The organism is Kouleothrix sp. 19917 (assembly GCF_057073505.1).
On record NZ_CP097099.1, the window covers coordinates 4,142,298 to 4,154,661 of the forward strand.

At 64.7% G+C, this 12,364-nt stretch carries 10 protein-coding genes; 8 read left to right on the forward strand and 2 right to left on the reverse strand.

Annotated elements, in window-relative coordinates; translation table 11 throughout:
• The first annotated feature begins 26 nt into the window (after positions 1–26).
• The 7 genes from M1P90_RS16945 (at position 27) to dnaJ (ending at position 8,549) form a co-directional block, all read left to right on the forward strand.
• Positions 27–713: a histidine phosphatase family protein gene (locus tag M1P90_RS16945; RefSeq protein WP_483704309.1), complete on the forward strand. Its 687-nt coding sequence runs from the start codon at positions 27–29 to the stop codon at positions 711–713.
• 240 nt (positions 714–953) lie between these two features.
• The gene (locus M1P90_RS16950) at positions 954–2,129 is read left to right on the forward strand and encodes an aspartate aminotransferase family protein (RefSeq protein ID WP_483704311.1); all 1,176 of its coding nucleotides are present in this window, start codon (positions 954–956) and stop codon (positions 2,127–2,129) included.
• 200 nt (positions 2,130–2,329) lie between these two features.
• Positions 2,330–3,406, forward strand: a complete 1,077-nt coding sequence (locus M1P90_RS16955) for a [LysW]-lysine hydrolase (protein WP_483704313.1) — start codon at positions 2,330–2,332, stop codon at positions 3,404–3,406.
• Between the two features lie 184 nt (positions 3,407–3,590).
• Entirely contained in the window at positions 3,591–4,658 is a 1,068-nt protein-coding gene (gene hrcA / locus M1P90_RS16960) for a heat-inducible transcriptional repressor HrcA (protein WP_483704315.1), read from the forward strand.
• 169 nt (positions 4,659–4,827) lie between these two features.
• Positions 4,828–5,373: a nucleotide exchange factor GrpE gene (grpE, locus tag M1P90_RS16965; protein ID WP_483704317.1), complete on the forward strand. Its 546-nt coding sequence runs from the start codon at positions 4,828–4,830 to the stop codon at positions 5,371–5,373.
• Positions 5,374–5,466: 93 nt separating this feature from the next.
• A complete protein-coding gene (gene dnaK / locus M1P90_RS16970; protein ID WP_483704319.1) occupies positions 5,467–7,335 on the forward strand; it encodes a molecular chaperone DnaK in 1,869 nt (622 codons plus the stop codon).
• A gap of 89 nt (positions 7,336–7,424) precedes the next feature.
• Entirely contained in the window at positions 7,425–8,549 is a 1,125-nt protein-coding gene (dnaJ, locus tag M1P90_RS16975) for a molecular chaperone DnaJ (RefSeq protein WP_483704321.1), read from the forward strand.
• A gap of 163 nt (positions 8,550–8,712) precedes the next feature.
• Here the strand turns inward: dnaJ and M1P90_RS16980 are convergent, their stop codons facing one another.
• Both M1P90_RS16980 and M1P90_RS16985 read right to left on the reverse strand, forming a co-directional pair.
• Positions 8,713–9,378 carry a deoxynucleoside kinase gene (locus M1P90_RS16980; RefSeq protein ID WP_483704323.1) on the reverse strand — a complete coding sequence of 222 codons (666 nt, stop codon included), beginning with the start codon at positions 9,376–9,378 and terminating at the stop codon, positions 8,713–8,715.
• 137 nt (positions 9,379–9,515) lie between these two features.
• Positions 9,516–10,538: a Gfo/Idh/MocA family protein gene (locus tag M1P90_RS16985; RefSeq protein ID WP_483704325.1), complete on the reverse strand. Its 1,023-nt coding sequence runs from the start codon at positions 10,536–10,538 to the stop codon at positions 9,516–9,518.
• 303 nt (positions 10,539–10,841) lie between these two features.
• Between M1P90_RS16985 and M1P90_RS16990 the strand changes: the two genes are divergently transcribed.
• Complete coding sequence (locus M1P90_RS16990) at positions 10,842–12,302, forward strand: sensor histidine kinase (RefSeq protein WP_483704327.1); 1,461 nt, start codon at positions 10,842–10,844, stop codon at positions 12,300–12,302.
• Positions 12,303–12,364 lie beyond the last annotated feature (62 nt).

Below are 12,364 nucleotides of genomic sequence, written 5' to 3' on the forward strand. Positions count from 1 at the left end.
AATAGTAGGATGTTTGGGAAACAGCAATGACCGAATTCTGGTTGATTCGCCACGGCGAAAGCGAATCGAACGCCGGGCTGAGCACCGGGCTCACCGCCGCAATCGGCCTCACGCCGCGCGGCCACGCGCAGGCGCAGGCGCTCCCCGCCAGCGTCACGCGCGCGCCCGACTTGATCGCCGTGTCGGGCTACCGCCGCGCTCAGGAGACAGCCGCGCCGCTGCGCGAACGCTTCCCGGCCGCGCGAGTTGAAGAATGGGCCATTCACGAGTGCGCGGCCCTTTCGGACGCGAACCGCGAAGGCACCACGCCCGCGCAGCGCCGCCCGCTGGTGGCGGCCTACTGGGAGCGCTGCGACCCCGAGTACGTCGACGGCGAGGGCGCGGAGTCGTTTGTGCAGCTGATCGCCCGCGCCGACGCATTTCGCCAGCAGCTACGCGAAGTTCCTGCCGAATTCGCACTGTTTGTTGGGCACGGGCTATTTACGCGCACACTGCTCTGGTTGCACTTCGCCCGCCCAACCACGCTCGATGCCCAGCAGATGCGCGCGTATCGCGGCTTTATCTCGGGCTTCCAGATCCCCAACGCATCGGTGCTGAAAGTATACCGCAATTCTGCGCGCGAGCTGTTGTTTGGCGCGCCCAGCGTTGCCCACCTGCCGCCCGAGCTGCGCCCAGCCGTGGCCGCGCCCACGCCGCGCACGCAGGAGGATTGATTCACTTCTTGCATTTAGTATCGTTCAAGCGAGCCGGCTCGTGCGATTTTGGGTCTCAATGCCATACTTTTTTTGCCTGCGGCAGCAAGGTATTTTCGATCAAATTGTGTCATATTTTTCGCGCTATGCGCGAAAAATATGACACAAAGAAAAGAACGAGTACCGCTCTGCCGAAGGCAAATGACGCAAGCTAGGTAACTGGTGAATTACAGGCAGCCGCAGGCAACAGGAGGAATATCTATGACTATTCAGCTCGGCAACGCCGACATCATCGCCGCCGAAAGCGCGCACACCAGCGGAGTCTACCCCAAGCGCCCGCTGGCGATTGTGCGCGGCGAAGGCGCGCGGCTGTGGGACGCCGACGGGCGCGAGTATATCGATTGCGTGGGTGGGCAGGGCGCGGCCAACCTGGGCCACGCGAACCCGGCGGTGGTGGCCGCCATCCGCGAGCAGGCCGGCACGCTGATTAGCTGCCCCGAAATCTTTCACAACGACCGGCGCGCCGCCTACCTGAACGAATTAGTCGCCGCGCTGCCGGCCGGCCTGGATCGCGCATTTCTGTGCAACTCGGGTGCCGAGGCGATTGAGGGCGCGCTGAAGCTGGCGCGACTGCTGACCGGCCGCCTGGGCGTGGTCGCCACGGTGCGCGGCTTTCACGGCCGCACCATGGGCGCGCTTTCGGCCACCTGGGAGCCGAAGTACCGCGAGCCGTTTCTGCCCCTGATCGACGGCTTCGCGCACGTGCCCTACGACAAGCTGGCCGCGCTCGACGCTGCCGTGACCGACCAGACGGCTGCGGTGCTGATTGAGCTGGTGCAGGGCGAGGGTGGCGTGCGGCCAGCCAGCGCCGACTATGTGGCCGGCGTGGCGCAGATCTGTCGCGAGCGCGGCGCGCTGCTGATTGTGGACGAAGTGCAAACCGGCTTTGGCCGCGTTGGGGCGATGTGGGCCAGCCAGATCTACGGCATCACGCCCGACATCATGGCGCTGGCGAAGTCGATTGCGGGCGGCCTGCCGATGGGCGCGGTCGCCTTCCACGAGCGCTTTGGCCCGATGCCGCCCGCCAGCCACGGCAGCACCTTTGGCGGCGGGCCGCTGGTGTGCGCCGCCGCGCGCGCCGCCCTGCGCGAGCTGACCGAGCGCGACCTGCCCGGGCAAGCCGCCGCCAAGGGCGCATATGTGATCGAGCATCTGCGCGGGCTGAAACTGGCGCGCGTGCGCGAGGTGCGCGGCATGGGACTGCTGATTGGTTTGGAGCTAAAGGAGCGCGTGCAGCCCTTCCTGACGGCGCTGATGGAGCGCGGCGTGCTGGCGCTGCCCGCCGGCCCGAATGTGCTGCGCCTGCTCCCGCCGCTGGTGATCGAGTACGACGAGCTGGATCGCGTGGTGGCGGCGATAGGCGAGGTGCTGGCGTAGCCAGCGGGGAAATTTTGAGTGTTGAATGTTGAATGCTGAGTTCCGCTACATTGCAACACTCAAATGTGCAACCTCAAATCTCCGTGTCTCTGTGCCTCCGTGGTGAAACATTTCGTTCGTCATTCGTCTGTCGTCGTTCGTCGCCCAAGACAACCTGTAACCTGTAAACCTGCAAACCTGCAACACATAAAGAGGAAGGCATGACCCACCCCGATTTCAACCCGGTCGAATTTCTGGCGGGCGCGCTGCAAATCCCCAGCATCTCCGGCGAGGAGCGCGCCGTCGCCGAGTATTTTGTCGCGCAGATGCAGGCGCTTGGCTTTGCGGCGCACGTCGATGCGGCGGGCAACGCCGTGGGCGCGCTGGGCGAAGGCCCCGAGATTGTGCTGCTCGGTCACATCGACACCGTGCCGGGCGACATTCCCGTGCGCGTGGAAGACGGCAAGCTCTACGGGCGCGGCGCGGTCGATGCCAAGGGACCATTCGCCACGTTTGTGGCCGCCGCCGCCCGGCTGGCTGGCGCGCCGCTTCGCGCGCGGCTGGTGCTGGTTGGCGCGGTCGAGGAAGAAGCCGCCTCGTCGAAAGGCGCGCACTACATTGTGGACAGGCACGCGCCCACGGCCTGCATTATTGGCGAGCCAAGCGGCTGGGATCGGCTGACGCTCGGCTACAAGGGGCGGCTGCTGGCGGAAGGGCGCTGGGAGCAGCCAATGGCCCACACGGCCGGGCGCGAGATCGCCGTGGCCGAGCGGGCGGTCGCCTTCTGGAATGCGGTCGCGGCCTACTGCGCCGAGCATAACGCCGGCAAAACGCGCCTGTTCGACCAGCTGATTCCTTCGATTCGCACGATCCAGAACGGCAGCGATGGCCTGACCGACTGGGCCGAACTAACTGTCGGCTTGCGCTTGCCGCCCGGCATCGCGCCCGATGCGCTGGCCGCCACGCTGCGCGAGTTCGCCCAGGGCGGAGAGTTGTCCTTCCGTGGCGGCTGCGAAGCCTACCAGGGCGACAAAAACAACCCGCTGGTGCGCGCCATGCTGCGCGGGGTGCGCGCGTCCGGTGGCACGCCCGGCTTTCTGCTCAAAACCGGCACCGCCGACATGAACGTGGTTGGCCCGGCGTGGCGCTGCCCGATTCTGGCCTATGGGCCGGGCGACTCCACGCTCGACCACACGCCCGAGGAGCATGTCGAAGTGGACGAGTACCTGCGCGCCATCGACGCGCTGGAGACGGCGCTGCGCGCGCTGGCGATGGCAGAAACCTCTGCCCAAAGTTGAGCGCATATGACTCAGAGTTTATGCTGAATGACAAAAAAGGCATTGTAGTTCTCAAAATTTCGTGGTAAAATGGCGGGCGATCGGCGTGCAATTGGGCACGCCAATCATTTAGGCTCAGCTCTTAGCACTCGGGGTGCCTGAGTGCTAAACTGTGAAACGCTGAACAGCATCCAGGTTTGCTGCTATGGCCGCCGAAATGACAGAACGTCGCCAGCTCATTCTGAAGCTGGTGATTCAAGAGTTTATCGAAACATCCACGCCCGTCGCCTCGGAGCTGCTGGTGCGCAAATACGCGCTGACCTACTCGTCGGCAACCATCCGCAACGAGCTGGCTGCGCTGGAAGATCTGGGCTACCTGACGCACTGGCACACCTCGGCAGGGCGCGCCCCCACCGACGCGGGCTACCGCTACTACGTCGAAAACCTGATGGATCGGACGCCGCTCTCGGCCACCGAGCAGCGCACCATCCGCCATCAGTTCTACCAGGTGCGCTCCGAGCTCGACCAGTGGATTCAGCTTGCCGGCGCGGTGCTGGCGCGCACAGCCCAGAACGCTTCGGTGGTGACGGCACCGCGTGCCTATCAGGCGCGTTTCAAGCACCTTGAGCTGATCGCCATTCACGACACGACGGTGCTGCTGGTGCTGGTGCTGCACGACGGCACGATTCGCCAGCAAAGCTTCACGCTCGAAACCGCGCGCCCGCAGGAAGAACTGAGCCGCAGCGCGGGCAAGCTGAACGACCGCTGCCACGACGCGCCAATTGCGCGCATCGAAGAAACGCTGCAGGGCGAGCGCAGCGCCGAAGCACCCCAGCTCGACGATATGGAGCTGCTCGTGCTTGACCTGATCGTCAAAGCGATGGGCCAGCTCGAAGACCAGCTCAACAGCCAGTTCTACAGCAACGGCCTGATCGAAATGCTCAACCAGCCCGAGTTCGCGCAGGTGGCCCGTGTGCGCCAGGTGCTCGAAATGCTGCAAAGCGGCAAGGGCCTTGGCCCGCTCATCCCGCGCGTGCTCGCCAGCAATGGCGTGCAGGTGATCATTGGCGGCGAGCACAGCCGCGACGAAATGCGCGAATACAGCGTGGTGCTGTCGCGCTATGGCGTGGCCGACGAAGTGGTGGGCATTCTGGGCGTGATTGGCCCGACGCGCATGGCCTACCCGCGCACGATCTCGACGGTGCGCTATATCTCAACCGTTATGAGCGACATGCTGAACAATATGTATGGCGGCGAGAGCAACCGCGCCTAGCGCAATGTCAGGAAACACGATTTAATCCACAGATTACGCCGATTACGCAGATACGTCTCGCAAAAGCAAACAACAATCTGCGGCATCTGTGAAATCTGTGGATGAATTTGCGCTTGTGTGTCGGCGAGAACAGCCGAAGTTCAAAACACCCAACTGGAGGATATTGATCATGACCGATACATCGAAGAATGAGACAAACGCAACAGGAGCACCCGTGACCGACGAAGCCCCCAACACCGCCAGCGCCGATGCCGAAGCCCTGCAGGCCCGCGTCGCCCAGCTGGAAAAAGAAGCCGCCGAGTACAAAGATCAGTGGCTGCGCGCCGTGGCCGACTATAAGAACTTCAAGCGCCGCACCGACCAGGAGCGCGCCGACCTGATTCGCGGCGCCAGCGCGGGCCTGATCCTCAAGCTGCTGCCGGTGGTCGACGACCTTGAGCGCGCCATGAACAGCGTCACGCCCGAGGTCTACGCCTCGCAGTGGTACAGCGGCTTCAAGCTCATCCCGCAGAAGCTGCAAACCGTCCTCGACAGCGAGGGCGTCACGCCAATCGCCGCGGTCGGCGCGGATTTCGACCCGAACTTCCACGAAGCCGTGATCTACGAAGCCGCGGGCGAAGGGCAGGGCGGCAAGGTCGTGGCCGAGCTGCAGAAGGGCTACATGCAGCGCGAGCGCGTGCTGCGGCCGTCGATGGTCAAGGTCGGGCAGGAATAAGTTTCAGGTTGAATGTTTGCAGGTTCCAGGTTGCCGTGTCTATGCACCCTGAAACCTGCAACGTGTAACGTTTCAACCGTTTAGGAGTATGTAATGGGCAAAGTAATCGGCATCGACCTCGGAACGACGAACTCGGTGGTCGCGGTGATGGAAGGCGGCGAGCCAGTTGTGATCTCGAACGCCGAGGGCAACCGCCTGACGCCGTCGGTGGTGTCGGTCAATAAATCGGGTGAGCGGCTGGTTGGCCAGGTTGCCAAGCGCCAGGCCGTCACCAACCCCGAGAACACGATCTTCTCGGTGAAGCGTTTCATGGGCCGCAAGCTGAACGACCCGGTCGTCCAGCGCGACCGCGACCTGATTCCCTACAAGCTCGCCAGCGCGCCGAATGGCGACGTGCGCGTGCTGCTCAGCGGCAACGAGCACTCGCCGCAGGAAGTTTCGGCCATGGTGCTGCAGAAGCTCAAGGCCGACGCCGAAGCCTACCTGGGCGAAACCGTCACGCAGGCCGTGATCACCGTGCCGGCCTACTTCAACGACACCCAGCGCCAGGCCACCAAGGACGCGGGCAAGATCGCCGGGCTGGAAGTGCTGCGCATCATCAACGAGCCAACCGCCTCGGCGCTGGCCTACGGCCTCGACAAGCAGGGCAAAGACGAGACGATCGCCGTCTACGACCTGGGCGGCGGCACCTTCGACATTTCGATCCTTGAGCTGGGCGATGGCGTGTTCGAGGTCAAAGCTACCAATGGCGACACCCACCTCGGCGGCGACGACTTCGACCAGCGGATCATCGACTGGCTGGCGAGCGAGTTCAAGCGCGAAACCGGGATCGACCTGCGCAGCGACCGCACCGCGCTGCAGCGCCTGAAAGAGGCTGGTGAGAAAGCCAAGATGGAGCTTTCGACCGTGCTGCAGACCGAGGTCAACCTGCCGTTCATCACCGCCGACTCGAGCGGCCCGCGCCACCTGAACATCAACCTGACGCGCGCCAAGCTCGAACAGCTCACCGGCGACCTGATCGACCGGACGATTGCGCCGGTGAAGCAGGCCCTGGCCGACGCCGGACTGCGCCCGAACGACATCGACGAAGTCATTCTGGTGGGCGGGCAGACGCGCATGCCGGCGGTGCAGGAAGCCGTGCGCAAGTACTTCAACCGCGACCCGCACAAGGGCGTGAACCCCGACGAGGTTGTGGCGATTGGCGCGGCCATTCAGGCCGGCGTGCTGGCCGGCGACGTGAAGGACGTGCTGCTGCTTGATGTCACGCCGCTGACGCTGGGCATCGAGACGCTGGGCGGCGTGATGACGCCGCTGATTGAGCGCAACACGACCATTCCCACGCGCAAGAGCCAGGTCTTCTCAACCGCCAGCGACAGCCAGCACAGCGTCGAGGTGCATGTGCTGCAGGGCGAGCGCGCCGAGGCACGGCTGAACAAGTCGCTCAGCAAGTTCGTGCTCGACGGCATCCCGCCCGCGCCGCGCGGTGTGCCCCAGATCGAGGTTACCTTCGACATCGACGCCAACGGCATTCTGAACGTGCATGCCAAAGACAAGGCCACCGGCAAGGAGCAGCACATCACGATCACCGCGTCGTCGGGCCTGAGCGATGACGAGATCTCGCAGATGGTGCAGGACGCCGAGGCCCACGCCGAGGACGACAAGCGCCGCCGCGAGCTGATTGGCGCGCGCAACCAGGCGGACAGCCTGATCTACACGGCCGAGAAAACCCTGCGCGACGCGGGCGACAAGGTCGATGGCGCGCTGCGCACCGATGTCGAGGATAAAGTTCGCGCGCTGCGCAACAGGCTTGAGAATGACGACGTCACAGAGATGCAGAATCGCATCGCCGAGCTGAATGTTGCGCTGCAGCAGGTGGGCCAGGCGATGTACCAGAACAGCGACGACGGCAGCGCATCTCCGGATGATGAGGACGTGGTCGAGGGCGAATACAAAACCGATTAGTTTTGAGTTTTAAGTGCTGAGGTATGAGTTACCGACTTTGGTCGCTCATACCTCAAAACTCAAACTCAAAACTCAACACTGAGGAATATATGGCGGCAAAGCGTGACTACTACGAGGTCCTGGGTGTAGCGCGGGGAGCCTCGCAAGACGAGATCAAAAAGGCATTTCGCCGACTGGCCCGGCAGTATCACCCCGACATCAACCGCGAAGCCGGCGCCGACGCGATGTTCAAAGAGATCAACGAGGCCAACGAGGTGCTCTCGGATCCTGAGAAGCGCGCGATGTACGACCGTTTCGGGCACAGCGGCATGAGCGGCCAGCCGGGTTTCGACCCGTTCAGCGGCGGTGGGGCCGACGCCTTTGGCAGCATCTTCGAGGCATTTTTCGGCGGGGCGGCCGGCCAGCGCCAGGGCCAGCGCGGCCCGCAGCGCGGTGCCGATTTGCGCTACACCATGCCGATCAGCTTTGAAGAAGCGATTTTCGGCGTGGAAAAAGAGATCGAGTTTCGGCGGCTGGAAGGCTGCCCAACCTGCCACGGCAGCGGCGCCGAGCCCGGCACCGAGCCGGTGCGCTGCCCAAAGTGCGGCGGCCTGGGCGAGGTGCGCCAGCGCGCCCCGATCTTCAACATGGTGACGGTAATGACCTGCGACCAGTGTCGCGGCGAAGGCACGGTGATCGCCATCCCCTGCAAGGAGTGCCGTGGCGACGGGCGCATTCGCCAGCCGCGCTCGCTCAAGGTGAAGGTGCCGGCCGGCGTCGATGGCGCGTCGCAGATTCGCATCACTGGCGAGGGCGAGGCCGGCCCGCGCGGCGGCCCGCACGGCAACCTGTATGTGGCGCTCGATGTCCAGCCGCACGAGTTCTTCGTGCGCGAGGGCAACGACATCCTGCTGGAGCTGCCGCTGAATATCGCGCAGGCCGCGCTCGGCGCCGATCTGGATGTTCCTACGGTTGATGGCGAGGAGCGGCTGCGGGTGCCGCCCGGCACGCAGAACGGCGCGACCTTCCGCATTGCCAAGAAGGGCGTTCCCTTCCTGCGCGGCAATGGCCGCGGCGACCAGATCGTTGTGGCGCGGGTGGTGGTGCCAACGCGCCTGAACGAACAGCAGCGCCGCCTGTTCCAGGAGCTTGAGCGCACCATGGAGCCCGAGCAGATCGGCGGCCAGCAGGACGAAGGCTTCTTCGGGCGGCTGCGCAGCGCGCTGGGGCTGTAGCGCCTTTCCGCAAGCACAAGAAAGAGCGCGCCTGCACGGGTGCGCTCTTTCTTGTGCCAAACTCTGGCAAGAAGTACGCACTACGCACTATGGCTTTGTAGAGCGTAATGCGTAGTGCGTACCTCGTAATTGTTCGCCCAGATTTGTATTCGCCGCGCCCCGTTTACGGCATCATCCGCTCTTGCTTCATCCCACGCACGCCCGCCGCCTGGCTGATCATCTCGACAATCTCGCGGCGCGCCGCTACGTCGTGCGCAAAATCAAGCTGGTCGGTTTCAATCGACAGCACCGGGCACAGCTCGAAGCGGCGCAGCCATTCTTCGTAGCGGCGGTTGAGCTGTTCGAGGTAGGCGGCGGGGATGGCCTGCTCGTAGGGCCGCGAGCGGCCGTTGATGCGCGCCAGCAGCGTTGGCACGCTGGCGTGAAGGTAGACCAGCAGCGTCGGCGGGGTGATGCTGCGCGTCAGCGATTGAAACAGCCGCCGGTAGGTGCGGAAATCGCGGTGCGAGAAGATGCCCTGCTCCAGCAGGCCCTTCACAAACACCTCGTAATCTTCGTAAATGCTGCGATCCTGGCACACCGCAATGGGAGTGTCGGCAATTTCGAGGTGCTGCTCGTAGCGCTGCGAAAGAAACCAGATCTGCGAGTGAAAGCCCCAGCGCTCGCGGTCGGCGTAGTAGTCGTCGAGGTAGGGGTGATCGGCCACCAGCTCGTAGCAGGGCTGCCAGCCAAATTCTTCTGCCAGAATGCCCACCAGGGTGCTTTTGCCAACGCCAATGTTGCCCGCGATTGTGACGTGCTGGCGGCGGGCCGGGCGCGAATGTTCCACGAAAATTTCTCCCTTCCGAATAGGCAGCGCGCCGCGCCGCCCGGTGATCTGCGCAGGAGACAGGGGTCAGGAGTCAGGAGTCAGGAGTCAGCATTCGCAGACGCATTCCTTTTCCCAACCCCTATCTCCCATTCCCATTATCCCGCAATGTGCTGCGCCTGGCCGGTTTCGGCGGCGGCGATGGTGGCGAACATGAGCCGCAGGCTGCCCAGGTTATCGCGGCCACTGGCGGGCGGCTCGGCTCCGTCGCGGATGGCGGCGGCAAAGGCCGCCAGCGAACCCGCGCGATCCCAGCACGGCATGGCCGGCAGCTTCAGGCCACGGGCGCGCTTGCCACGCCGCCGAATCGTCACCGCGTCGGCGTCGGTCGAGTCGTCGTTGCGGCCGGTCCAGGCAATCACGCCCTCGGCGCACTCGATCTCCCACGCGCCGCCCCAGATGGTGGGCGTGCCAGTGCTCACCCAGCTGCCCTGGTAATCCACCACCGCGCCGCCGTCGAACACAATTGTGGCCGAAGCGGCGGCCGGCTCGACGAAATGGCTCCACGATGGGTTCCAGGCGTGGCAGCTCACGGTGGCCGGCTCCTGGTTCAGCACAAAGCGCATCATGTCGAAGTGGTGGATCGACATGTCCATCAGCAGCGGGTGCGCCAGCGTGTAGTGGCGATGGTTGCCGGGCGGCTGCGTGTTCGCGTACTTGCGAAACTGGATGTGCACCGCGCCCACTGGCCCAAGCGCCTCCGCGCGAACCAGCGCGGCAACGGCCTGCACGGCAGGGTAGAAGCGGTAGTTCTGGCTGACCATCAGCACACGGCCCTGCGCCGCCGCAAAGTCTACCAATTCCTGCGCCTCGGCCACCGAAGGCGCGAAGGGTTTTTCGACCAGCACATGCTTGCCGGCTGCCAGCGCGGCGCGCGCCACCGGCACATGGCCCGGCAGCGCCGTCGTCACCAGCACGGCCTCGGCGTCGGTGGCGGCCAGCGCCGCGTCGAGCGTGGGGAAGCACAGCTTGGGCGCAACGCCGTTGTTCTGCTGAAGCGCCTCGAGCATGGCCGGCTGGACATCAACATACGCCACCGGCGTGGCCACATCGGGGTTGCGCGCCATCATACGCGCCCAATCGCGGCCCCAGCCGCCCATTCCCACCTGAATAAGTCGCACGGTGTTTCTCCTGCTCTTCGACGGTGCAGCGGCGGATGATAGCGCAACATGCGCCTGGCTGCAACGTCGGCAGTTTGCCAGAGAAACGCAAAAAAGCCTGCGGAATAGCGTTTATGTTAACCCATGCGATATTTTGCATGGCAAAATTCATGGGCGAGAGTCATCGTGCTGTCATCTACCATGGCTATTCGGATGTGACTTTTAGTGCTAGACTGCCTGTCCTTTTCTCTGGAATCTGGTGGCGCCCTGCCCGCTCAACGCAGCCGCCAGCGACCCGGAATGGCTATATTCAGGGGTGTGTGTATGAAGCATCGTCTTTGCCAGCGGCTGGCGCTCATGCCGCGCGTTCGGGCCGTCGCATGGCCTTTGTGGGCGATCCTGGCTCTCCTCGTCGGCGCGCTGGCGTGCGCACTTGTTCTGCCTGCTATGGCCACCCAGCTGCTTCTCGCCAATCTGGCGCTGGCAAGCCTGCTCATTCTGGCAAGTTTTACCCTGATGTCAGGCAAATTGTCGGCAGCACCCGCGCCGGCCTACGCCACAATGCATATGCGTGAACTGGGCGCACTCACATCGTCCACCGGGCAAGAGCCACCTGCCGCCGCGATCACACTCGATGCCCAGCGCATTGCCGAGCTGGTGGCGGTGAGCGGCGACCCCGCGCAGCTGCCCGAGCTGGCTGGGCGCGGCGGCGCGCTGCTGAACGCATCCCTGGTGCTGATCGCCAGCTACGACGCAGCCACCGCCGAGCTGCAGATTCGCGCGGCGCACGGCCCGCAGGCCAGCGAATGGGTTGGCCAGCGCCTGCTCTGGCCCGGCCTGGAAGCAATCGGCGCGCCGCTGCTCAGCGCAGACGCCCAATCCGAGCCGCAATTCGCGCCGGCCCACGCGCTGCTGGCAAGCACCGGGGCTTCTGCCGCCGCGCTTGTGCCACTGCGCACGCCCGAGGGCCTGGTTGGCGCGCTGCTGGTGGCCGGCCCGCCCAGCGTGGTAGACGCGGCGGCGCAGCCCGCCACCGAGGTGCTGGCCGGGCTGGCGCGCATCAGCCTGGTGCAAACCCTGCTGCACGACGAAGCCAGCCGCGCCGCCCGCACGCGCGCCGCCATCCTCGACACAATCAGCCACGAGTTTCGCACGCCAATCACGGTGATTCTGGGCTTCACCGAGCTGTATGAAGAAGGGGTGCTGGGGCCAGTTGCCAGCGAAGAGCAGCACGAAGCGTTGGGTGCCATCCACCGCAATACCTACCGGCTGCTGCGCCTGGTGGATGGCATGCTCGACCTGGCGCGAATCGAAACCGGCGAGATCGAATTGCACTGCGGCGCGGTACGATCCGCGCCCTGCCTGCAAGAAGCGCTGCTGCCCTTTGAAGAGCTCATCACCAGCGGGCAACTCCTGGCCGATGTGTCCAGCACCGCGCTGCCCGCCGTCTGGGCCGACCCGCAGTGGCTGCGGCGCGCTGTGGCCGGCATGCTGATCTTTGGCCTGGAAATGGCACCAGCGCAGGTGCTGCGCTTCGCCGCCTACCCCACCGCCGACACGCTGACCCTGACGCTGGATCTGCCAGGAGTTGCGCTTGGCGCAACCACGCAGGCCGGCCTGTTCACGCTCGCGCAGCCCGGCGACGAGATCTGGCGTGGCAGCGCGCTGGCGCGGCTCGGGCTGGAACTGAGCCGCCGCACGCTGGAGCTGCTGGGCGGCAGCCTGTGCATCGATCAGGTTGTGGGCGGCGCGCGCCTGGTGGCCGAGCTGCGCACCGCAGAATAATGACGCAGGGGTCAGAAGTCAGAAGTCAGGAGTCAGAAGTTTTAGCTTCCTGACTCCTGACT